Source organism: Actinacidiphila acididurans (genome assembly GCF_016918855.1).
Taxonomy (GTDB): Bacteria; Actinomycetota; Actinomycetes; order Streptomycetales; family Streptomycetaceae; genus Actinacidiphila; species Actinacidiphila acididurans.
In genome coordinates this window covers 51461-74321 of sequence record NZ_JADKYB010000020.1, presented here as the reverse complement: position 1 = coordinate 74321, position 22861 = coordinate 51461, and the positions used below count along the sequence as shown (strand labels likewise).

The 22861-nt window shown below is 73.6% G+C and carries 18 protein-coding genes and 1 tRNA gene; 12 read left to right on the top strand and 7 right to left on the bottom strand.

Translation table 11 applies throughout. From position 1 onward, the window contains the following. Window positions 1-155 precede the first annotated feature (155 nt). Together ITX44_RS30380 and ITX44_RS30375 are read right to left on the bottom strand one after the other, a co-directional pair. Window positions 156-656 carry a heme-degrading domain-containing protein gene (locus tag ITX44_RS30380; RefSeq protein WP_205361157.1) on the bottom strand — a complete coding sequence of 167 codons (501 nt, stop codon included), beginning with the start codon at window positions 654-656 and terminating at the stop codon, window positions 156-158. Continuing rightward, a complete protein-coding gene (locus ITX44_RS30375; RefSeq protein WP_205361155.1) occupies window positions 653-1720 on the bottom strand; it encodes a Gfo/Idh/MocA family oxidoreductase in 1068 nt (355 codons plus the stop codon). The genes ITX44_RS30380 and ITX44_RS30375 overlap by 4 nt, the downstream gene beginning before the upstream one ends. A gap of 55 nt (window positions 1721-1775) precedes the next feature. Between ITX44_RS30375 and ITX44_RS30370 the strand changes: the two genes are divergently transcribed. The 4 genes from ITX44_RS30370 to ITX44_RS30355 all read left to right on the top strand — a co-directional run bounded on the left by ITX44_RS30370 (window position 1776) and on the right by ITX44_RS30355 (window position 5555). Next, a complete protein-coding gene (locus ITX44_RS30370; RefSeq protein WP_307795570.1) occupies window positions 1776-2900 on the top strand; it encodes an ROK family transcriptional regulator in 1125 nt (374 codons plus the stop codon). A gap of 99 nt (window positions 2901-2999) precedes the next feature. Continuing rightward, entirely contained in the window at window positions 3000-3779 is a 780-nt protein-coding gene (locus ITX44_RS30365; protein WP_205361152.1) for an HAD-IIA family hydrolase, read from the top strand. Window positions 3780-3926: 147 nt separating this feature from the next. Further along, complete coding sequence (locus ITX44_RS30360) at window positions 3927-4868, top strand: hypothetical protein (protein WP_205361151.1); 942 nt, start codon at window positions 3927-3929, stop codon at window positions 4866-4868. A 3-nt stretch (window positions 4869-4871) separates the two neighbouring features. Next, window positions 4872-5555 (top strand): class F sortase, encoded by a 684-nt coding sequence (locus tag ITX44_RS30355; RefSeq protein WP_205361150.1) that lies wholly within the window; start codon window positions 4872-4874, stop codon window positions 5553-5555. A 343-nt stretch (window positions 5556-5898) separates the two neighbouring features. Here ITX44_RS30355 and ITX44_RS30350 read toward each other — a convergent pair whose 3' ends face one another. Then, entirely contained in the window at window positions 5899-6996 is a 1098-nt protein-coding gene (locus ITX44_RS30350; protein ID WP_307795569.1) for a PP2C family protein-serine/threonine phosphatase, read from the bottom strand. A gap of 284 nt (window positions 6997-7280) precedes the next feature. Between ITX44_RS30350 and ITX44_RS30345 the strand changes: the two genes are divergently transcribed. The 3 genes from ITX44_RS30345 (at window position 7281) to ITX44_RS30335 (ending at window position 9711) form a co-directional block, all read left to right on the top strand. Next, a complete protein-coding gene (locus ITX44_RS30345; RefSeq protein ID WP_205361149.1) occupies window positions 7281-8696 on the top strand; it encodes a M1 family metallopeptidase in 1416 nt (471 codons plus the stop codon). A 22-nt stretch (window positions 8697-8718) separates the two neighbouring features. Then, window positions 8719-9582, top strand: coding sequence for a pentapeptide repeat-containing protein (locus ITX44_RS30340; protein WP_205361148.1), 864 nt, complete (start codon window positions 8719-8721; stop codon window positions 9580-9582). A gap of 55 nt (window positions 9583-9637) precedes the next feature. Continuing rightward, window positions 9638-9711, top strand: a tRNA-Lys gene (locus ITX44_RS30335). A gap of 114 nt (window positions 9712-9825) precedes the next feature. Here the strand turns inward: ITX44_RS30335 and ITX44_RS30330 are convergent. Next, the gene (locus ITX44_RS30330) at window positions 9826-10581 is read right to left on the bottom strand and encodes an IclR family transcriptional regulator (RefSeq protein ID WP_307795567.1); all 756 of its coding nucleotides are present in this window, start codon (window positions 10579-10581) and stop codon (window positions 9826-9828) included. Between the two features lie 263 nt (window positions 10582-10844). On the opposite strand from ITX44_RS30330, the gene ITX44_RS30325 reads away from it, so the two are divergent. Then, window positions 10845-12020 (top strand): LLM class flavin-dependent oxidoreductase, encoded by a 1176-nt coding sequence (locus ITX44_RS30325; RefSeq protein ID WP_372441039.1) that lies wholly within the window; start codon window positions 10845-10847, stop codon window positions 12018-12020. 274 nt (window positions 12021-12294) lie between these two features. Continuing rightward, window positions 12295-14043 (top strand): glycosyl hydrolase family 18 protein, encoded by a 1749-nt coding sequence (locus ITX44_RS30320; RefSeq protein ID WP_307795566.1) that lies wholly within the window; start codon window positions 12295-12297, stop codon window positions 14041-14043. Window positions 14044-14208: 165 nt separating this feature from the next. On the opposite strand, the gene ITX44_RS30315 is transcribed toward ITX44_RS30320, so the two are convergent. Next, window positions 14209-15969, bottom strand: a complete 1761-nt coding sequence (locus ITX44_RS30315; RefSeq protein WP_205361144.1) for a putative bifunctional diguanylate cyclase/phosphodiesterase — start codon at window positions 15967-15969, stop codon at window positions 14209-14211. A gap of 277 nt (window positions 15970-16246) precedes the next feature. On the opposite strand from ITX44_RS30315, the gene ITX44_RS30310 reads away from it, so the two are divergent. Together ITX44_RS30310 and ITX44_RS30305 are read left to right on the top strand one after the other, a co-directional pair. Beyond that, entirely contained in the window at window positions 16247-17527 is a 1281-nt protein-coding gene (locus ITX44_RS30310) for a M6 family metalloprotease domain-containing protein (RefSeq protein ID WP_372441038.1), read from the top strand. Window position 17528: 1 nt separating this feature from the next. Then, window positions 17529-18848, top strand: coding sequence for a M6 family metalloprotease domain-containing protein (locus ITX44_RS30305; RefSeq protein ID WP_307795565.1), 1320 nt, complete (start codon window positions 17529-17531; stop codon window positions 18846-18848). An 8-nt stretch (window positions 18849-18856) separates the two neighbouring features. On the opposite strand, the gene ITX44_RS30300 is transcribed toward ITX44_RS30305, so the two are convergent. Further along, window positions 18857-19285 (bottom strand): OsmC family peroxiredoxin, encoded by a 429-nt coding sequence (locus ITX44_RS30300; protein WP_205361143.1) that lies wholly within the window; start codon window positions 19283-19285, stop codon window positions 18857-18859. Window positions 19286-19392: 107 nt separating this feature from the next. Here ITX44_RS30300 and ITX44_RS30295 point away from each other — a divergent pair, with 107 nt between their 5' ends. Next, window positions 19393-21021, top strand: a complete 1629-nt coding sequence (locus ITX44_RS30295) for an alpha/beta hydrolase (RefSeq protein WP_205361142.1) — start codon at window positions 19393-19395, stop codon at window positions 21019-21021. 60 nt (window positions 21022-21081) lie between these two features. Here ITX44_RS30295 and ITX44_RS30290 read toward each other — a convergent pair whose 3' ends face one another. Beyond that, on the bottom strand, window positions 21082-22728 hold the full coding sequence (locus ITX44_RS30290) for an alkaline phosphatase family protein (RefSeq protein WP_205361141.1): 1647 nt from the start codon (window positions 22726-22728) through the stop codon (window positions 21082-21084). Between the last annotated feature and the right edge of the window lie 133 nt (window positions 22729-22861).

Genomic DNA, 22861 nt, shown 5'->3' with positions numbered 1-22861 from the left:
GAGACGGCAGCAACTGCCCCTTCGGGCCGGTGGCGACGCGCGCCACGGTGGGGGTACCTCCCAGGCCGAAGGCTCTGGGGGAGGGTTGCTCGCGCAGTTCCCCGCGCCCCTGCGGGGCGCTCCCGGCGAACCGCCCGCCGCCAGGCGGGCCCTGGCTACTCCGGGCGAACCCCCTCCCGCAGGAATTGCCGAAGCCCCTCCACCACCAAGGCGTGGTCCTCGGCCTGGGGGAGGCCGGAGACACCGACGATGCCGACCAGGCCGGCGCCGGCCACCCGCAAGGGGAAGGCCCCGCCGTGGGCGGCGTAGAGGTCGGGGTCGAGGCGGGAGGACGCCTCGAAGGTGGAACCCTTCGCACGAAAGCGCTCGCCGACCAGGAAGGAGGACGCGTGATAGCGGGTCACGACGCGCGCCTTGCGGTCGAGCCAGGCATCGTTGTCCGGGGTGGTGCCGGGGAGCGCGCAGTGGAAGAGCTGCTGGGCGCCGTGCCGGATGTCGACCGTGACGGCGGCGCCGCGGGAGCGGGCGAGGTCCACCAGGAGGCAGCCCAGCACCCACGCGTCGTCGGGCGTGAAGCGGGGGAGGACCAGTTCCTCCTCCTGCGCGGCGAGGACGGCGAGCAGGTTGTCCGGGGAAGCGGAGGAAGCCGTGGTCACAGGGTCACCGTCCGTCCGGTGCGGGCCGACTCGCGGGCGGCCTCGATGACGTCCAGGGTTGCGGCGGCCTCCAGCGGGGTGACCGGCGGGGCGGTGCCGTCGCGCAGGGCGGCTTCGACGGCGGCGTAGAAGGCGGGGTAGTCGCCGGGCAGGGAGGGTACGGGCCGGGCGGTCTCGTCGGTGCCGAGGGTGCCCCAGGCGGATTCGGGTTCGGCACCCCACTCGGTGCCCTCGCCGGGCCGCAGGCCCTCGCGCAGGGCGGGTTCCTGCGGGTCCAGGCCGTAGGTGACGTAGCCGCCCGTGCTGCCGAGCACCCGGAAGCGGGGGCCGAGCCGCGCGGTGGTGGCGCTCATCCACAGGTGGGAGCGGACCCCGCCGGTGTGGGTGAGGGCGATGAAGCTGTCGTCGTCGGCCGCGGCGCCCTCGCGGCGTACGTCCCCCTCGGCGTAGACGTGAGCCGCCGGGCCGAAGAGGGTCAGTGCCTGGTCGACGAGGTGGCTGCCGAGGTCGTAGAGCAGGCCGCCGGCCTCGGCCGGGTCGCCGGACTCGCGCCAGCCGCCCTTGAGCTGCGGCCGCCAGCGCTCGAAGCGCGACTCGAAGCGGTGCACCCGACCGAGCTCGCCCTTGGCGAGCAGGGACTGGAGGGTGCGGAAGTCGGCGTCCCAGCGGCGGTTGTGGAAGACGGTGAGCAGCAGGCCGCGGGCCTCGGCGAGGGCGGCGAGGCTGCGGGCCTCGGCGGCGGTCGTCGCCATCGGCTTGTCCACCACGACCGGCAGCCCGGCCTCCAGGGCGGCGGCGGCCAGCGGCACATGGGTGCGGTTGGGGGAGGCCAGGACCACCAGGTCCAGTTCGCCGGCCCGCGGCCACAGCTCGTCGGCGCCGCCCGCGAACCGCACCCGGGGGTGCTCGGCGAGCGCCTGGGCGCGGCGCTCGGGGCTGGTGGTGACGATGGTGTCCAGGCTCAGGCCCGGGGTACCGGCGATCAGCGGGGCGTGGAAGAAGGCGCCGGCCGGCCCGTAGCCGACCAGGGCGACGCGGAGCGGGGCGGTAGGGGGTACGCGCATGCCGCCACTTTGGCAACACTGTTGCGAAAGTGCAAGGGCGGGCCACAATGAACGGGTGAACCTGCCCACCGCCGGAGCCAACCTGCCCGCCCTGCGCAGCCACAACGCCGCGCTCGTCCTGGCCCTGCTGCGTGACTGCGCGCTGCGCGGGGGCGCCGGGGTCAGCCGCCAGGAACTGGCCGAACGCACCGGCCTGACCCCGCAGGCGGTCAGCAAGATCACCGCCCGGCTGCGCGCGGAGGGCCTGGTGGAGGAGGCCGGCCGGCGCGCCTCGACCGGCGGCAAGCCCCGTACCGACCTGGCGCTGGCGGTACGCGCCCGGTACGCGGTCGGTGCGCACCTGGACGGCGAACGCCTCACCGCGGTGCTCACCGACCTGGCCGGCCGCACCGTGGCCGACCGCACCCTGCCGCTGGACCTGGGTCTTCCGGTCGCCGAGGCGCTGCCCGCCATCGCCGCCGGTCTGCGTACGGTCCTGGCGCTCGCCCCCGCGCCCGTCGTCGGCGTCGGGGTCGGCATGCGCGGCCCGCTCGACCACACCACCGGCGTCCTGCACCGCGTCACCGGCTTCCCGCACTGGTCCGGCTGCCCGCTGCGCGCCGAACTCACCGCGCGCCTGCACCTGCCGGTGGCGGTCGACAAGAACACCAACACGGCGGCGCTGTCGGTGCTGCCGCACCAGGACGGGAACGGCGACGGGGACGCAGCAGCAGCGGACAGCGACCCCGGGGACTCCTTCGCCTACCTCCACCTCGGGACCGGGCTCGGTGCCGCGCTGGTGCTGGGCGGGGCGCTGCACCGGGGCGGGCGGACCGGCGCCGGGGAGTTCGGGCACCAAGTGGTGCAGCTCGACGGGCCGGTGTGCAAGTGCGGCAACCGGGGCTGCCTGGAGGCGCTGTGCCTGGCGGCGGTCGCGGCGGGGGACCCGCGGGGCGCGGCCCGGCTGCTGGGGGTGGGCGCGGCGAACCTGGCCGCGTTGCTGGACGTGGACCGGATCGTGCTCGGCGGCGGGACGGTCGCCGCGCACCCGGACCTGTTCCGTACCGAGGTCGCCGCGGTGCTCGCCGACCGGGGCCGGCCGCTGCCGGTGGGCCTCGGCCGGCCGCTCGCCGTCGCCGAGGGCGCGGCCCTGCTCGCCCTGGCTCCGCTGTTCAGCGGCACGCTCGCCGCCGCCGCGTGACCGGCAGGCGAGACACCCGGGGTCCGGACGGCCGCACCCCCGTTACGCTGGGGCATCGAACACGCGTGGCCGAGGACACGAGGACAGGAGAGCGAATCCGTGTCGACCCGTAAGCCCATCGAGTCGTGGCTCACCGACATGGACGGGGTGCTCATACACGAGGGCACGCCCATCCCGGGCGCCGATGCCTTCCTCAAGGGACTCAAGGAGTCCGGCAAACCGTTCCTGGTGCTCACCAACAACTCCATCTACACGCCGCGCGACCTGCACGCACGGCTGTCCCGGATGGGGCTGGACGTGCCGGTGGCCAACATCTGGACCTCCGCGCTGGCCACCGCGAAGTTCCTGGACGACCAGCGGCCCGGCGGCACGGCGTACGTGATCGGCGAGGCGGGCCTGACCACCGCGCTGCACGACGTGGGCTACGTGCTCACCGACCACGAGCCGGATTACGTGGTGCTCGGCGAGACCCGCACCTACAGCTTCGAGGCGCTGACCAAGGCGATCCGGCTGATCAACGACGGCGCCCAGTTCCTGTGCACCAACCCGGACGAGACCGGCCCGTCCCCGGAGGGTGTGCTGCCCGCCGCCGGGTCGGTGGCCGCGCTGATCACCAAGGCGACCGGCAAGGCCCCGTACTTCGTCGGCAAGCCCAACCCGCTGATGATGCGCGCCGGGCTGAACGCGATCGGGGCGCACTCCGAGACCAGCGCGATGATCGGCGACCGGATGGACACCGACGTGCTGGCCGGCCTGGAGTCCGGCATGACCACCTTCCTGGTGCTCACCGGGCTGACCACGTCCGCGGACATCGACCGCTACCCGTTCCGGCCGTCCCGGGTGGTCGACTCCATCGCCGACCTGGTCGCCGAGATCTGAGGCCGCCGGGCGCCGCTGGGTGCCACGGTACGTGACGGCCCCGTCACTCCGGTGGGGCACGCCCGGGTGCGATCCGTGCCCGGGCCGGGGACCTTCGTAAGCAGCGGGTACGAGAACCGTGCCCGGGCGACGCGGAGGTCCTGTTCCATGTTCGGTCTGAAACTGCCCGCCGTCGCCGCCGTGGGCGTGGCCGCGGTGCTCGCCGTCGGCGGGACGGCCGCCCTGCCGGAGCCGGCCGTCGCCGCTTCCGGCGACTCGGGGGCGAGCAGCGCCACGACCGCCACCGGCGCGGGCACCGTCCCCTCCGACGCCTCTGCCCCCTCCGATCCCTCGGGGGCCGACCTCTCCGCCGGTACGGACACCGGTTCGGCCGGGGATCCGGTCACCGGCGACACCGCGGCCACGGATCCGGGCGCCGACGTGGCCGCCGACCCGGGTACGGACACCGCCGCCGATCCGTCCCTGGCGGATCCCGGTAGTACGGCCGATCCCGCCGCGAGTCCCGCCGCGAGCGGCACCCCCTCCGCCGTGCCGGCGCCCGCCGGGCCGGACACGGCTGCCGATCCCGCCGCGACGGGTGGCTCCGCCGGGAGCGGCTCCGGGAGCGGGGCGATGAACGTCAGCCCGCGGAGCGTGGCCCCCGGCGGCATCGTCTCCCTGCGGCTGCGGAGCTCCTGCACGGCCGGGCACAAGGCCAAGGCGAGTGCGCAGGCGTTCGTCAACGCCGTGACGCTCGCCCCGGCCAAGGACGGCGACGGCCTGGAGGGCGACGCGTACATCAAGTCCGACGCGACGGCCGGCTCGTACGCGATCTCGGTGCAGTGCGACGGCGTGACCAGTTCGGCGCAGGCGTCGGTCACCGTGGTCACCGGTGCCGCCGAGGGCGGCGGTTCCGGGGCGGGCGTACCGGGGGCGCCGGGGCGGCCGACGCGGCCCGTGCCGGCCGGGGGCGGCGGCACCGCGCAACTCGCCGCAGGTCCAGCGGCGGCCGGCAGCAGCACCGGCGCGCTGGTCGCCACCGGCGGGTTCGCGGCGGTGGGCCTGACCGGGCTGGTCCTGAGGCGGCGCCGCGGCCCGGAGCACGGCTGACCGATGACCGGCCCCGATGACGAGGCCGAGCCGCGGCCCGACGGCCGCACCTGGGCGGCTCTCGCCGTCGGCCTGCTGCTGCTCGCCGCCTGGCTGCTCGGGCACGGCGGCGTCTCCAGTGCGCGCGGGCCGATCGCCGCCGCACCGGGCGCGGCCCGACCCGTCGCCGCCGTCGAGGGCGACAGTTCCCCCCAGCTCTACCCCGCGCACGCACCCCTGCCCCCCGCGCGCCCCCTCCATCTGGACATCGCCTCCCTCGGCCTCCACGCCGGCCTCGTCGGCCGCGGCCTGCGCGACGGTACGGTCGACCCGCCGCCCTACAGCACCCCCGACGTCGCCGGCTGGTACCGCGACGGCCCCGCCCCCGGCGCCCCCGGTGCCGCGATCATCGTGGGCCACGTCGACACGGAGGCTCGCGCCGCGGTCTTCTACCAACTCGCCTCCGTGCAGCGCGGTGCGCTCGTCGACATCACCCGCGCGGATTCCGTCGTCGCCGAGTTCACCGTGGAATCCGTCGAGACCGTCTCCAAGGATCACTTCGACGCGGATCGTGTCTACGGCTACGACTCCACGGGGCGGCCCGAGCTTCGCCTCATCACGTGCGGGGGGACCTTTGACCGGACGAGCCAAACGTATTCGGCGAACGTCGTTGTTCACGCGGTGCTGACGTCTTCCCGGCGAGCTTGAGGTCTTTGCGGCTTGGGCTTGCGGCCGTGCGTGCGGGTCCGTTCGGACCGGCCGCGGCTGCCCGCCGCAGGGGAGTGGTTGCGTTGCCGGGTGCCCCGTCGCGGTGGGTTGCTCGCGCAGTTCCCCGCGCCCCTTTTGGTGCTGGTCGCCCGTGCGCGTGCCGCACGTCCGTGCTTGCGGTTTTCCCGCCGCCGTGGGCGTTGCCGGCGTCAGGCGGTGGGAGTGCCCGCACCCCAGGGGCGCGGGGAACTGCGCGACCAGCCCACGAACAGCCGCAGGGGACGGGGGCGCGGCCCCACGGCGCGGGAGCTCGGGCAGGTGCACGAAGCTCATTCCGCGCGGGTCAGGGAGCCATCAGCAGGAGGACGGCGTCGTCCGAGAGGGAGCCGCCGGTGTGGGCGAGCAAATCGCCGTAGACGCGTTCGACGGCGGCGTCGAGGTCGGAGGCGGAGTCTGCGACGAGGGGGCCGATGCGGTCGGTCAGGGGATAGAACGTGCCGTCGTGGGAGCCGCGCGCTTCGATGACGCCGTCGGTGCAGAGGACGAGGACGTCGCCGGGGTGGAGGGGGACGCGCCAGGGGGCGGGGACGCCGGGGACGAGGTCGGCGAGGCCGAGGGGGACCCAGGGGTCGGAGGGGGTGAGGGTTTCGACGTGGCCGTGGCGGGAGACCCGCATCGGCGCGACGTGGCCGTAGTGGAGCAGTTCGACGGTGGCGGGCGCGTGGAACTGGGCGAAGAGGGCGGTGACGAAATCGCCGGGGCCGACCTCGCGGCCGACGCTGGTGTTGACGCGCGCGGCCACGTGCGCCAAGCCGCCTTCGTCGTACGCGGCCTCCCGGAAGGCACCGAGCACGACGGCCGAGGTCTGCACGGCGGCGAGCCCCTTGCCGCGGACGTCGCCGATCAGGGCGCGTACGCCGTGCGGGGTGTCGAGGACGGCGTAGAGATCGCCGCCGATCTGGGCGGCGTCGGCGGCGGAGACGTAGCGGACGGCCAGCCGGACGGCGCCGACGCGGGGGGCGGGCGGGTGCATCAGGGCGTGCTGGGCGGCCTCGGCGACCGAGGCGATCGCGGTGAAGGCGCGGGCCCGGGTCTCGCGGCGCCAGGCGATGTAGACGCTGAAGAGGCTGACGAAGAAGTAGGCGAAGATCTGGCCGTAGAGCACGTCCCGGTCCGGCAGGTCGGTGACGCCGTTGTACGGGGCCAGCGCGCCCTGGGCCACGACCCCGATCGCGCAGACCAGCACGGTCCGCTGCCAGGTGACCGTGATGGAGGCGAGCGCGGGCGCGGCCACCATGCCCGGTGCCAGGAAGTGGTCGCGTCCGGCGAGCAGATCGGCAGTCACCACGACGAGGACGGCCGCCAGCGGCAGCGCCAGCCCCCAGCGCTCGAGGTACTGGTTCTCCAGCCGCTGGACCCACCTCAGCCAGGCATTCTTCACATGGCGAACCCATCTGGCCTCAACCGGCCGCCGGCGCACGTCAACAGACAACCAGCGTTCCCGCGATCGGGTCCGGGCGCAACCGCGACGGGACCGGCCCGCGACGGGACCGGCACGCGACGGGACGGCCCGCCGCGCGACCAGTTCCGGCCGTTGTGTTGCGCCGGGTGAATGTTCTGCGACAGCAGGGGGACATGGGGTGGCCGGTACGTGCCGCCCTTCCTAGGGTCAGCGTGTACCTGCCACCGGACCGACGACGACCCGTCCCGCACTGGAGGACCCCTGTGCGCAAAAGACTGATCGCTTCCGCCGCCACCGCCCTCGGCCTGCTGCTGGCGATCCCGGCATCCGCGGCCGACGCAGGCCCGGGCGCGCCCGGCATCGGCGATCCGTACTACCCGACCTACGGCAACGGCGGCTACGACGTCGCCCACTACGACCTCGGGCTGAACTACCAGCCGGCCACCGACACCCTCAAGGGCACCGCGGTGATCACCGCCACCGCCACCCAGGGCCTGACCTCCTTCGACCTGGACTTCGCGCTGACCGTCAGCAAGGTCACCGTGGACGGCCGCCCGGCGCACTTCGCCACGAGCGGCGAGCAGGAGCTCGTGGTCACCCCGGCCCGGGCGCTCCCGCGCGGCCACCGCTTCACCGTCACCGTCACGTACTCCGGCGTGCCCTCCACCGTGCAGCGCTACGGCTTCACCTCCTGGCAGCACACCCCCGACGGCGGGGTCGCCGCCAACGAGCCGGAGTCGGCCTGGTGGTGGTTCCCCAGCAACGACCACCCGCTGGACAAGGCCACCTACGACGTGACCGTCCAGGTCCCGTCCGGCGACCAGGCGATCAGCAACGGCCTGCTGCTGTCGCAGCGCACCGCCGCCGGCTGGACCACGTACCACTGGCGGGAGAGCGAGCCGCAGGCCACGTATCTGGCCACCCTCGCGGTCGGCCACTTCGACATCACCCACAGCCGCACCCGTACCGGCATCCCGGTGATCAACGCCTACAGCCCGGACCTGGGCGCCAACGAGGCCAACGCGAAGGCGAGCGTGGAGCGCACCGCCGAGATCGTGGACTTCCTGAGCGGGTACTTCGGCCCCTACCCCTTCGAGTCGGCCGGCGGGTACGTGCCCAACGTGCCCAGCCACTTCTCGCTGGAGGAGCAGACCCGGGTGTTCTACAGCCCCGCCACGTTCAGCAAGGGCGTGAACACCTCGGTCGTGGCGCACGAGCTGGCCCACCAGTGGTACGGCGACGACGTGTCGCTGGAGCGCTGGTCCGACATCTGGCTCAACGAGGGCTTCGCCAGCTACGCCCAGTACCTGTGGTCCGAGCACGAGGGCCAGGGCACCCCGCAGGAGCTGGCGCGGCAGACGTACGACGCGCACCCGGCCGACGACCCGTTCTGGACGGTGAAGCCGGGCGACCCGGGGCCGGACAAGCAGTTCGACGACGCGGTGTACGACCGGGGCGCCGTCGCCATCCAGGCGCTGCGCGACACCATCGGCGACCACGCCTTCCTCACCCTGCTCAAGGCGTGGCCGGCGCAGCACCGCTACGGCAACGGCACGATCGCCGACTTCCAGAAGCTGGCCGAGCGGCTGTCCGGCCAGGACCTGTCCGGCTTCTTCCGGACCTGGCTGTACACCGCGGCCAAGCCGGCGTCCTTCCCGGCCGGGCCTGCCGTGCGCTGAGTCCGCGCCGCGGTGCGGCACCATGGATCGCGGGCGGCCCCGGTTGCGGGCCGCCCGCGGCACTCAGGGGAGCGGCACTGTGGACACCACCGGCCTGACGGCGGACTGCGCGAACTGTTTCGGGCTGTGCTGCGTGGCACTGGCCTTCACCAGGCCCGCGGGCTTCGCGGCGGACAAGGCGGCGGGCGAGCCCTGCGGCCACCTGTCGCCGGCGCACACCTGCGACATCCACGGCCGGCTGCGGGAGAGCGGCTGGCCCGGCTGCACGGTCTACGAGTGCTTCGGCGCCGGCCAGAAGGTCTCGCAGGTCACCTTCGGCGGCATCGGGTGGCGCGAGTCGGCCGACAAGGGCGCCGCGATGTTCGCCGCGCTGCCGGTGATGCGCCAGCTCCACGAACTGCTGTGGTACCTGGCCGAGGTGCGTTCGGTGCCGGCGGCCGCACCGCTGCACAGTGCGGCGGCGGCCGCCGCGGAGCGGATCGAGGCGCTGACCGGGGCGCGGCCGCAGGCGCTGGCCGACCTCGACGTCGCCGCCGAGCGGGCCGTGGTCGGCGAGCTGCTCGGCCGGGTCAGTACGACCGTACGGGACCGGGTGCCCGGGCGGCGGCCGGACCGGCGCGGGGCCGACCTCGCCGGGGCCCGGCTGCGGGGCGCCGGGCTGCGCGGGGCCTCCCTGCGCGGCAGCCTGCTCATCGGCGCGGACCTGCGCGGCGCCGACCTGCGGGAGACCGATCTGCTCGGCGCGGATCTGCGGGACACCGACCTGCGCGGCGCCGACCTGACCGGGGCCCTGTTCCTCACCGGCCCGCAGCTCGCCGCTGCCCGCGGTGACGCCGCGACCCGGCTGCCCGCGCACCTCGCCCGCCCGCCCCACTGGACGGCCTGAGCACCCGCGCTGTGGTCAAAAGCAGTGCTGGGAGGGCGTATAGTTGGTCTCGCAGGCGCCGCTAGCTCAGTTGGTTAGAGCAGCTGACTCTTAATCAGCGGGTCCGGGGTTCGAGTCCCTGGCGGCGCACCCGAAGGCAAGGCCCTCCGTTCCGGTACGTCCGGGCGGGGGGCTTTGTCGTGCCGGTCGTCGGGCGGGGGAGCGGGCGACCCGCCGACGGAGCCGGGGCCCCGGGCGCCGGGCTCAGATGCTCATGGAGAGCAGCACGGGCGCGGCCCGTTCGTTGAGGGTGTCGACCGCGGGGCGCAGCCGGTGGGCGCGGGCGGCGGGCATGGACAGGGCGAGGCAGGCGGCCTTGGTGCCGATGGTGACCGGGATCGCCGCGCAGACCGTGCCGACCGCGTACTCCTGGAGGTCGAGCGTGGGGACGGTGGCCGGCTGCCGTTCGAGCTTGGTGAGCAGGATCCGGTCGTCGACCTCGGTGCGGGAGGTGAGCCGGGCCGGGCGGTGCCGGGAGAAGTGTTCGAGGCGGCCGTTGTGGTCGAGTTGCGCCAGCAGGCACTTGCCCACGGCGCTGGCGTGCGCGGCCGACCTGAAGTCCACCCATTCGTTGACCCGGGGCGCGTCCGGCCCGTCGGCGACGTCGACGATCCGCACCTCGCCGTCGTCGTACCGGCTGAAGTAGACCGCCGCCCCGACCTCGTCGCGCAGTTCCGCCAGGATGAGCTGGAGCTTCTCGGCCAGCGCGCTGTCCCGGCCGGCCGCGCCGAGCAGCACCGTGGACTCGCCGATCACATAGCCGCCGCCGGGCAGGAATCCGAGATAGCGTTCCCGCCGCAGCATCGCCAGCACATGGGTGAGATAGTCCAGGGGGACCCCGATTTCCCTGGCAAGCTGTTCGGCGGTGACACCGTGCCGGTGCGCGTCGACCGTCTCCAGGACGCGCAGCGCGTACTGGACGGCGTACACCGGCCCCGACTGTCGGTGCTCTGGCGCCACGGTAGCCCCCTGCTGGGTGTGAGCCGGACCGGTTCTCCACGATAGCCCCAACGGGGTTTCCCGTAGAGGTGGTTGGCGAGCAATCAAGGGGCCGGCAGTCGTATACGCAGGAAGGGGCCACGCTGGCATATGCCGACGGCATTGCCCTTTTCCTTTGGAGGCCATAAACATCGGGGAATAACCGGATGTCGGCTCCGGTTGTCGCGGGGAGCAAGGCAGGGCGAAGGCACTGCGATCACAGAGTTCGAGGAGGCGGCCGGGCCGTGGGTGAGGAACGTCAGGGAAGCGGCGGCGGAGCCGGACTCGGGATCCACGGTACGGTCCGCGGCACCGCGCCCGTACCGCTGTCCGTACTGGATCTGGTCACCGTCGGCAGCGGCTTCACCGCCTCCGACGCGCTGCGCACCAGCGTGGAGATCGCCCGGGTGGCCGAGGCGCGCGGCTACCACCGGATGTGGGTGGCCGAGCACCATTCGATGCCGGGCGTGGCCAGCTCCTCGCCCGCGGTGATCCTGGCCCACCTGGCCGCACACACCCGCACCCTGCGGCTGGGCTCGGGCGGGGTGATGCTGCCCAACCACGCCCCGCTGGTGATCGCCGAGCAGTTCGGCACCTTGGAGGCGCTGGCGCCGGGCCGGATCGACCTGGGCCTCGGCCGGGCGCCGGGCACCGACGGAGCCACCGCCGCCGCGCTGCGCCGCAGCGACGGCCTGCGCGAGGCCGCCGACGACTTCCCGCAGGCGCTGATGGAGCTGATCCGCTTCCTGGACGACGACTTCCCCGACGCGCACCCCTACGCCCGCATCCACGCCGTCCCCGGCCCGGTGCAGGCCACCGCCCCCGGCGGGGTGCAGTCGCCGGACCGCCCGAGCATCTGGCTGCTGGGCTCCTCCGGGTTCAGCGCCCAGCTCGCCGGCCGGCTCGGGCTGCCGTTCTCCTTCGCCCACCACTTCTCGGCCGCGAACACGATCCCCGCGCTCGCCCTCTACCGCGAGTCCTTCCGCCCCTCGGACATCCTGGACCGGCCCTACGCCTCGATCGGGGTGGCCGCGCTGGCCGCCGACGACCCGGCGCAGGCCCGCCGCCAGGTGCTGGCCGGCGCGCTGTCCATGCTGCGGCTGCGCACCGGGCGGCCCGGGCTCGTACCCACCCCCGAGGAAGCGGAGGCGTACGAATTCAGCCCGGTGGAGCAGGAGTTCACCGAGTCCTGGATGGCGAACATCATTCACGGCGACCCGGAGACGGTCCGTTCCGGCCTGGACGCGCTGGTCGCCCGTACCGGGGCCGACGAGCTGGTGATCACCTCCAACGCGCACACCCCCGCGGTGCGGCTGCGCTCGTACGACCTGATCGCCGACGCCTACGGTTTCCCCAAGGACGTGGCGGCGGTCCAGGAGGGCGCGGCGATCCAGGAAGCCGCGGGCGCCCCGGAGGCATAAGAGCGGGTTAACGAATGATTTCCCCGGGGCTGGTGGTCCAAGATTGCACCGACCATCAGCCCCGGCCTCACTGACGGTCAAAGCCGCTTGTCACCCGCCTGACGCATGCCATGAACATCCGGCGGGGCGGCCCGGGATCCCAAATTGGTCTAGTCCTAACTCTGGTTCAGACCATTGACCCGAGTCTGACACGCGGGCTATCCATGCAGGAGCCCACTGTCATCCCCTCCCTCTCCCCCCGGAGGTTCTTGTGCAGTCCAGGAAGAGAGCGTTCGTGGCAGCCGCCGCGAGCGCCGCCCTCGCCCTCGGCGGGCTCACCGCGCTGGTCGCGGGGGGCACCGCCCAGGCGGACACCACGGCGTCGGCCCGGCCGGCCGCGGCCGCCCCCAGAGCCTTCGGCCTGGGAGGGACCCCCAGCAGCGGCGGAGTCAAGATCGCCTACTACGACCAGTGGAGCGTCTACGGCAACGCCTTCTACCCCAAGAATCTCGACACCGAGGGCATAGCGGGCAAGCTCAACGTCCTCAACTACTCGTTCGAGAACATCGACCCGGCCAACCTGACCTGCTTCGAGGCCACCAAGGCGTCGGACGCCACGAACGAGTCCGACCCCAACGCGGGTGACGGCGCCGGCGACGCCTTCGCCGACTACCAGAAGTCCTTCGGCGCCGACATCAGCGTCAACGGCACCGCCGACACCTGGAACCAGCCGATCGTCGGCAACTTCAACCAGCTCAAGGAACTCAAGGCCAAGTACCCCAACCTGAAGATCGTGGCCTCGCTCGGCGGCTGGACGTACTCCAAGTACTTCTCCGACGTGGCCGCCACCGACGCCAGCCGCAAGAAGTTCGTCGGCTCCTGCATCGACATGTTCATCAAGGGCAACCTGCCGGTGCAGGGCGGCTTCGGCGGCGCGGGCTCGGCGGCCGGCATCTTCGACGGCTTCGACATCGACTGGGAGTACCCCGGCTCGCCCGGCGGCCACGTCGGCAACCACTACAGCGCCGCCGACAAGGCCAACTACACCGCGCTGCTGGCCGAGTTCCGCAGCGAACTGGACGCCTACGGCGCGGCCAACGGCGGCAAGCACATGCTGCTGACCGCCGCCCTGCCGGCCGGCCAGGACAAGATCGCGCAGATCGAGACCAACAAGGTCGGCCAGTACCTCGACTACGCGAACATCATGACGTACGACATGCACGGCGCATGGGACGCCACCGGCCCCACCAACGTCCAGGAGCCGCTGTACCAGTCACCGAACGACCCGTCCACGCCGATCGCGCCGGGCAGCGAGAAGTACAGCATCGACCACGCGATCACCGCCTGGACCACCGGTGACTCCGCCTACGGCATCCCGGGCGGCTTCCCGGCGAACAAGATCACCATGGGCTACCCGCTGTACTACCGCGGCTGGACCGGGGTGTCGGCCGGCGCCAACCACGGCCTGTACCAGTCCGCGACCGGCCCGGCCTCGGCCCGCGGCCTCAGCCAGACCGCCGGCATCGCGTACTACAAGGAACTCGGCGGGCTCGTCGACAACGCGTCCACCACGTACTGGGACCCGGCGACCCAGTCCAACTACTTCTACAACGGCAGCGAGTTCTGGACCGGCCTCGGCGCTGAGGCGGTCCAGGCCCGGGCCGACTACGCCCACTGCCACGGGCTGGCCGGCTCGATGATGTACTCGCTGCTGGACCTGGACTCCTCGGCCAGCCTGTTCAACAAGATCGTGACCGCGACCAACGGCTCGTCGGCCTCCTGCACCAACCCGCCGACCACGCCGCCCACGACGCCTCCCACGACCCCGCCCACCACGCCGCCGACGACGCCTCCCACGACGCCGCCGACCACCCCGCCGGCCGGCACCTGCACCCTGCCGTCCTGGAGCGCCTCGGCGATCTACGTGAACGGCAACCAGGTCTCCTGGAAGGGCCACAACTGGCAGGCCAAGTGGTGGACCACCAACGAGGAGCCCGGAACCACCGGCCAATGGGGTGTCTGGCAGGACCTCGGCGCCTGCTGACCCGTCCCCCGCCCGGGCGGTCGACGCCCCCCTCCCGAGCCCGCGTCCTCACTCCCCCCGAGGACGCGGGCTCACCCGCTTCCGGGGACGTACGGCCGCGGGTGTCGCCTGCCGGCCGCGGATACGGTCGTACGCGCGCAGACACGGCCGTACGCGCGCGGCCGGCTACCGCAGCAGCTCCGAGATCGCCTCCGCGGCCACCGGGCGGGACCAGTGCCAGCCCTGGCCGGTGTCGCAGCCGATCCGGCGCAGCCGCTCGGCCTGTTCGGCGCTCTCCACGCACTCCGCGGTGACCGTCAGGCCCAGCCGGTGGGCGAGCTGGACCAGGGCCTCGACGATCGTCTCGTCGGCCGGGTTGGGGTGCTCGGCGGAACGGAAGCCCTGCACGAAGGAGCCGTCGAGCTTGAGCGCGGAGACCGGCAGCCGGCTCATGTAGGCGAGGTTGGAGTAGCCGGTGCCGAAGTCGTCGATGGCGATCCGCACCCCCATCTCGTGCAGCGCGTGCAGCACCTGGAGCGGCCGGCCGGCCGAGCCCATCACCGCCGACTCGGTCAGCTCCAGTTGCAGCAGCCGCGCCGGCAGCCCGGTCTCGGCGAGGATCGCGGCCACGTCGGCCACGAGGTCGGAGTCCCACACCTGACGCACCGCCACGTTCACGCTGACCACCAGCGCGGCGTCGGGGTACGCGCGCTGCCATTCGCGGGCCTGGCGGCACGATTCGGCGAGCACCCAGCGGCCGAGCTGCACGATCGAGCCGTCCTCCTCGGCCAGCCCGATGAAGCGGCCCGGGGCGAGCCGGCCGAAGTGGGGGTGCTCCCAGCGCACCAGCGCCTCCACCCCGCGCAGTTCGCCGGTGTCCAGGGCGACCAGCGGCTGGTACTCCAGCACGAACTCGCCGCGCTCCACGGCCTGGCGCAGGGTGCGGGACAGCGCCTGCCGGGTCATCCGGTGCTCGTTGCGCTCCGGGTCGAACAGCGTCCAGCGGGCCTTGCCGTCGGCCTTGGCCCAGTACAGCGTGGTGTCGGCGGCCTGCATCAGGCCGGTCGCCGAGGTGCCGGCCGCCTCCCGCTCGACGACGCCGATGCTGGCCGAGACCGCGAGCCGGTGGCCGGCCACGTCGAAGGGCTGCTGGAAGGCGGTCAGGACCGCGTCGGCCAGCGCGGTGGCCTGGCCGGTGCCGGTGGACTCCCGCAGCAGCAGGGCGAATTCGTCGCCGCCGAGCCGGGCCACCAGGTGCCCGCCGGGCTCCGCGCAGGCCAGCAGCCGCGCGGCGACCGCGGCCAGCAGCTCGTCGCCGATCCGGTGGCCGAGGGTGTCGTTGACCGCCTTGAAGCCGTCCAGGTTCAGGTAGCAGACCCCGATGCGGCCGGTGCCGCGGCCGGGGGCGGCCTCGCAGGCGGCGGCGAGCCGTTCGAAGAACAGCGCCCGGTTGGGCAGCCGGGTGACCGCGTCGTGCATCTGCAGGTGCCGCAACTGCTCGCGCAGCGTGTCGCGTTCGCCGACGTCCTCCACCGTCAGCAGCAGCGGGCGGGTGCCGGTGCGGGACAGGGTCAGCTCGGCCCGCACGCTGCCGCCGTCCTGGCGGGTGAGCCGGCGGGTGCAGCGCAGGGAGTCGCGGCGGCCGCTGGCCACGTCGTGGAAGGCGGCCTGCGCGTGCGGGTCGCCGTCGATGCCGAGCAGGGCGTCGGCGTCCAGCGAGGTCAGCCGTTCGGGTGAAGTTCCCAGCAGGGTGCCGAGGGCGCCGTTGGCCGCCAGGACCACGCCGTCCGGGCCCAGCAGCGCCATGGCCGCGCGGGCCACGGCGAACGCGGCCCGGTAGTCCCGCAGCTCGGCGTCGTGCGAGCGAGGGGCAAGATTGTGACTCTGTGTGACGACCTGTGCCGTGCTGTCGGGCTCGACGCCGGGGCCGCCCGGGGGTCCGCCCATTGCCCGCTCCCTGTTCGCGCTCGTCCCGCCGCGATCATATGGGCTGGCGGAGTTGGTGATCCAGCGTCGCCGTGGTGATTCGCGGGATGAGCCCCCGTCGATGGCCGAAATCCATCGCTCGATTTCGCTCACCCGATCGACCGCCGTACATCGTTACGTACGGTAGTCGGATGTGTCCGACACTCGCATGGCGCAGGTGAACTCCGCGAACCGGCACAATCCATAGCAATGTGGGGGAGGTGGTGCGAAGGGCGAGGAACCCCTCCCGGAGGTCGAGGTGCGGCGGTCAGGCAGCGGGTCCCAGGGCACGCCGGGCACGGTCCGCGGCGCGATACGCCACCGCCGGGTCCTGCGCTCCGCCGCGGCCGCGGTCGCCGGCTTCGCGGCCGTCGTCGCCTGGACCCTGATGACCGGCCCGGCCGCGCGCGCCGCCGCCGGGGCCTGCCTGCTGCCGCGCACCGCCGTGCACCACTCGGAGGGCGTGGACTCCCGCGAGAGCGACTACGCGCGGCCGGCCGGCGACGTAAAGGCTCTGATGATCTTCCTGTCCTTCCCCGACGCGGTGCCGGACCTGACACCCCAGGAGGTGGTGGCGGATCATTTCCCGGCCACCAGCCGGTTCTTCGCCGCCGCCTCCTACGGGCAGTTCCGGCTGCACGTCCACCCGGTCACCCGCTGGCTGCGCATGCCGCACCCGTCCACCGACTACCTGATCAACCGGGACTGGGACGCCGCCGACCGCACCGACTACCTGCGTGACGCCCTGCGGGTGGCCGACCCCGTGGTGGACTTTCACGGCTACGACGTGGTGTACCTGGTCGCGGATCCCGACGCGCCCGGCGTGGACTCCGACGCCACCAAGGTCGTCAACCTCGCCGCGCCCGTCACCGTGGACGGCAACCCGCTGCGCCGCCTGGTCACCGTCTTCGAACGGCACCCGCCCGACCGCAATGTGCTGGCCCACGAGACCGGCCACGTCTACGACCTGCCCGACCTGTACTACCGCCCGCCGGCCGGCAGCAACGCCGACTGGGACACCCACGTCGGCGACTGGGACCTGATGGGCAGCCAGTTCGGCCTGGCACCGGAGCCCTTCGCCTGGCACAAGTGGAAGCTGGGCTGGCTGGCGCCGGGCCAGGTCGGCTGCGTGGCCCGGACCGGCGTGACCTACCACGACCTGACGCCCGACGAGACGCCCGGCGGCCCCAAGCTGGTGGTGGTCCGCACCGGCCCCGACCAGGCACTGGCGGTCGAGGCCCGCACCCGGACCGGCAACGACGCCACCACCTGCGCCGAGGGCGTGCTCGTCTACCGGGTCCGCTCCGACCGCGAGTCCGGCGACGGCCCGGTCGACGTCATGGACGGCCACCCCGCGACCTCCGCGTGCCCCGGCACGTCCGTCTACCCGCCGCTGGCCGACGCCCCGCTCGGTGTGGGCGAGTCCTGGGCCGCGCCCGACGGCTCCACCCAGGTCACCGTCACCGGCCGGGCCCAGGACGGCACCTGGACCGTACGGATCACCCAGCGCCTGCCGCGCACCGCCGGCGCCCGGGGCTGACGTGACCGCCCCGCAGCGGTCCCCGGACCCGCCCGAGCCGGGGCCGATATCCCGGCTGCTGCGACACGGCCTGCCCCGGCGGGCCGCCCAGAGCCTGCTGCGCCTGCTGGCCCTGACCGCCGCCGCACTGCTCGCGATAGCCTCCGGCGCGCCGGGCGGCCCGCGGACCGCCTCGCCCAGCCCCTCGCCGCCGCCCGCGGGCCGGCCCTGCGCACTGCGGGCCACTCCGGGCGTGGCCATGTCCGAGGGCTTCCCCGACCGGTCGCAGAACGGCCACGGCCGGGAGTTCGCGCCCAGCACCGGCGTCGTGCGCGCCCTCACCCTGCTGATCGACTTCCCCGACGCCAAGGCCCCGCACAGCGCCCGCGAGCGCTACGGCGAGTTCTTCCCGGCCGTGCCCCAGTGGTATGCCCGCGCCTCCTACGGCCGGCTGGAGTACCGCTCCACCCCCGTACTGCGCTGGATACGCATGCCGCGGCCCTTCTCCGCCTACGGGATAGGCCGCGGCTACGGCTGGGACGCCCACACCGCGATGATGCGCGACCTGCTGCGGGCCGCCGACCACGGCATCGACTTCCGCGGCTACGACCTGGTGAACGTCCTGGTCACCCCCAACGCCGGCCCGCCCGCCGACGAATCGGTGCTCTCGGTCACCTGGACCGGCGCCTCGGCCGCCACCACCGACGACGGCGCCCGCCTGGACAAGGTCTCGCTGATCTACGGCCACGACCAGTCCGGGGCCCGGGTGCTCAGCCACGAGAACGGCCACGACTTCGGCCTGCCCGACCTCTACGCCGCCGACGACTTCCCGCGCACCGACGCCCTCGCCGGGCAGTGGGACACCATGTCCCTGGACTGGGGCATGCAGGGCGACCTGCTGGCCTGGCACAAGTGGCGGCTGGGCTGGCTGGACGACCGGCAGATCGGCTGCCTCACCGCCCGCGGCACCCGCACCTTCACCCTGCGCCCGGTGGAGGTCCCCGGCGGGCGCAAGGCGGTGATCCTCCCGTACAGCCGCACCCGCGCCCTGGTGCTGGAGGCGCGCGCGGCGCTCGGCGACGACAGGAACGCCTGCCGCACCGGAGTGCTCGCCTACCGGGTGCGCACCGACGTCGACTCCGGGCAGGGCCCGGTGACCGTGCTGGACGCCCACCCGCGCACCTCGGCGTGCGACTACAGCAGCGCCGCCTTCAACTCCCTCAACGACGCGCCCTTCACCGCCGGCGAGGGCGCCGCCGACCGCGCGACGGGCCTGTCCTTCACGGTGCTGGGACGCACGGCGGCGGGTGACTGGAGGATCCGCGTCACCCGCCGCCGGTAGGGCCGGACTCAGGCCAGCAGTTCGGCCTCGAGCGTGATGGTGGTGCCGGTGAGCGCCTTGCTGACCGGGCAGTTCGCCTTCGCGTCCTGCGCGGCGGCCTCGAACGCCTCCGCGGTGATCCCCGGCACCCGGGCCTTGACGCTCAGCACGATGCCGGTGATGCCCTCACCGGGCTGGAAGGTCACGTTCGCCTTGGTCTCGACCGACTCCGGCGGGGTGCCCGCCCCGGCCAGACCGTGCGAGAGCGCCATCGAGTAGCAGGACGAGTGAGCCGCGGCGATCAGCTCCTCGGGGCTGGTCTTGCCGTTCGCCGCCTCGGCGCGCGACGGCCACGACACCTCGTAGGTGCCGACACCGGAGGTGTCCAGCGAAACGGTACCGGCGCCGCCGATCAGCGGGCCCTTCCACTGAGTCGTCGCGGTGCGGGTCGTTGCCATGATGAGCCTCCCAGGAATACGGGCACAGGGCGCCCACGCTACCCAAAAAATCATGGCCTCAGGTGCTCCGGCGTGCGGAGCCCCGGGCCCGGGCTTACCGTCGAGCAATGACCACTGTGCGTCATGCGCTGGCCGCAGGGCTGGCCGGAGCGCTCGCCGCCGGACTGCTGGCCGCGGGCGCCCCGGTGGCGCGCGCCGGGATGGTCGGGGCGCAGTCGCGGGCCGCTCAGCCGGACCTGCGGCCGTACTACAAGCAGAGCGTCGTGTGGGGCGGCTGCCCCGGCGCACAGCCGCGCACCGCGAAGTGCGGCGACGTGACGGTGCCCGCCGACTACGCCGACCCGGGCGGGCAGACCCTCCAGCTCGCGGTCAGCCGCATTCCGGCCACCGGCCCCGGGCCCCGGCTCGGCTCGCTGCTGGTCAACTTCGGCGGCCCGGGACTGCCCGGGATCGTCGAGCTGGGCGCCTTGTCCGACCGGCTCGCCCGCCTCAACACCCACTACGACCTGGTCGGCTTCGACCCGCGCGGAGTCGGCGCCAGCGCCCCCGTGGACTGCGGCGACCTGTCCCGGATCAACAGCCCGGCCCAGCTCGCCCGCGCGTGCGCGCACCTGTCCGGCTGGCTGCTGCCGTACCTGACCACCACGAACACCGCCCGCGACCTGGACGTGGTGCGCGGCGTCCTCGGCGACGCGAAGCTGTCCTACCTGGGCTTCAGCTACGGCAGCACGCTCGGCGCGGTCTACTCGCACGCCTTCCCCGCCAAGGTCGGCCGGATGGTCTTCGACGGAGTGCCCGACCCGAGGCTGGACGACGTGGACGGCGCGCTCGCCCAGGCCCGGGGCTTCCAGACCGCGCTCGGCGACTTCGCCGCCGACTGCGCCCGGCGGCACGGCTGCCCGGTGCCGGGCGGCACCGGCGACCAGGTGCTGGCCGCCATCACCGCGCAGGGCCGGCGCATCACCGGCAGCCCGCTGCACACCGCCATGGGCCCGCTCGACGAGGACGCGTACCTGGCGGGCCTGCGCAACGCGCTGTACTCCAAGGACTCCTGGCCCTACCTGCGCTCCGCACTCGGCGAACTGCGGCACGGCAACGGCGACCCGATGATGCAGCTCGCCTACCCGGGCGCGCTCGGGCAGGCGGCGGGCTCCGGCTCGGGCTCGGCCCGCTCCGGTGCTCTCGGCCCTCGTGCTGTGCCTGGTCCTGGTCCCGGTGCTGCCTCCGCCCCCGATCCCGCATCCACCCCCGGCCCGGTCCTGCGTCCCGGGAAGCCGCCCGGCCCCGGCGGCCCGCCGGTCGACATCGGCGGGCGCCCGCAGGACAATCCCGAGCTCGCCCGGCTGGCCATCGACTGCCGGGACACCCCGGAGCGCCGCAGCCCGGCCGAACTGCGGGCCATGGCCGACCGGTTCACCGCCGCCTCGCCGCTGTTCGGCCGGTCCGCCGCGCAATCGCTGCTGGGCTGCACCGGCTGGCCGCCCGGCGTTCCCGACACCCGCGACGTGGCGGCCCCCAGCGCCCCGCAGATCCTGCTGGTCGGCACCACCGGCGACCCGGCGACCCCGTACCCGGGCGTGTTCGGCATGGCCCGCGCGCTGGGCAACGACAGCCGGGTGCTCACCTACCGCGGCGAGGGCCACGGCGCCTACTTCGCGCACAGCCGGTGCGTGACCCGCACGGTGGACGCGTACTTCCTGGACGGCAGGCTGCCGCCCGCCGGGGCCGCGTGCTGACGGCCCCGGCGGGCGGCGGGGTCGTGCCGCGCTCACCCGGTCAGTGCCCGGGCGGGCGGGTCAGCGCAGGTTGAGCGCCTGGGTGTGCTCGATCCGGACCGCCTGGAGGTCCTTCGGGTCCAGGCCCAGCAGCTTCAGGATGGTCGGTGCGATCTGGGTGGTCTCCACCTCGTGGCCGACTCGGGCCCCGGCCTTCGCACCGGCCCCGGAGACCACCAGCGGCACGGCGCGGTCGTCGGCCGCCGCGCCGCCGTGCTCGGCGATCTTGCCCTTCCCGCCGGTGTAGACCACACCGTACTGGGCGATGCCGAACAGGTCCGGCACCCGCGCGTCACCGGGCTTGACGTGGAAGTAGCGGGCCGCGTCGGCGCCGGCGTAGACCTTGCTCAGGCCCGCGGCGGTGTACGCCTTCGGCGCGCCGTTGATGTCGTTGCCGGTGCCGGACTGGGCCAGCAGCCAGTTCTTGGCGAAGGTGGTGGCCGCCGCCGAGCGGTCGTTCAGCCACAGCAGCATCGCGTCGTCGTCCACCGAGTGCGCCACCAGGTCGCCGGCGCCCGGGTGGGCGGCCTTCCAGGCGGCGTTGAGGCCGTCCAGCAGCGGGCCGTCGTCGATGCGGGTCAGCGCCTTCGGGTCGGTCGGCGACTGGCCGTGCTTGGCGGACAGGATGACGGTGGTGCTGCCGTCCAGGTGCTGCTTGTGCAGCTCCGACTCGAGGGACGCGACCTGGGTGTTGATGTAGTCCAGGTTCTTGGCCAGCAGCGGGCCGGGCTGACCCTTGGCGGTGTAGCCGCCCTTGAGGCCGTCGGAGGTCGGCAGCTTCTGCGCGGTGGACACCGACTGGAAGTTCATGCCGAACACGGCCGGGGTGCCGACCTTGTGGGCGCCGCTGTGGTCGTAGCCGTCGATCTCGTTGAGGACCGCCTTGACCTTGTACGAGTCGTACTGCTCGGTCGCCGCGTTGTCGCTGGTCCAGTCCTCGCCGGCCGGGTAGCCGATCGCCTGGCTGTTGATCTCGGGCGCGAACAGGTCCTGGATGCCGGTCCCGGACGGGCCGCTGAGGATCTCGTACGCGGCGTGCTTGTCCGACCAGGCGGTGCGCAGACCGGCCTTGCGGGCCACCTCGAAGACGGTGTTCACCTGGAGGTAGGAGTGCGGGTACACCGGCTTGCAGGTGGTGGGGTCGACCGGGAGCTTGGCCGGGTCGATCACGTCCAGCGGGTTGCCGGTCATGTTCAGGATGCTGCCGGGCAGGCCGGCCAGGCCCTGGCCCGCGTCGATCGAGTCCTTGTTCTTGTCCAGGTCCTCGGTCAGGTCGATCTCGGCGCCCGGGGTGGCCTTGGCGCAGTCCGTCGTCCCGGCGGGCAGCAGCTTCGTGTTGTAGGTGTCGTCGTAGTAGACACCCGTGGTGCCCGGGTTGCCGCCGGTGAGCTGGCCGACCATGCCGGGGAAGGAGTCGGAGGGCACGGTGGTGCGCGCGTTCGTGAACTGCGTGCCGCTGCCCACCAGCCGGGCCAGGGCCGAGTCGGGGTGCTGCCGGACGTACCAGGCCAGGTCCGACTGGTGCAGGCCGTCGACGGACAGCAGCAGGACGTGCCGGGCGGGCGCCTTGTGCTGCCCGTCCCCGGCCACGGCCGGAGCCGTCGAGGCGGCAGCGGCGGCGAGGGCCAGGGCCACGGCGGTGGCGAGTCTGGCGGAGCGTACGGACATGGCTCTCCTCGTGTGCGTTGGCTGTGCGGTGGTGCGGGGGGAGGCACAGGCGATTCCTGGCTTGTGCCCGTCAGATCAGAGTGGGGGTGCGTGAACTCCCGGGGTCGGACAGGTCGCCGGTAGGCCAACAGAT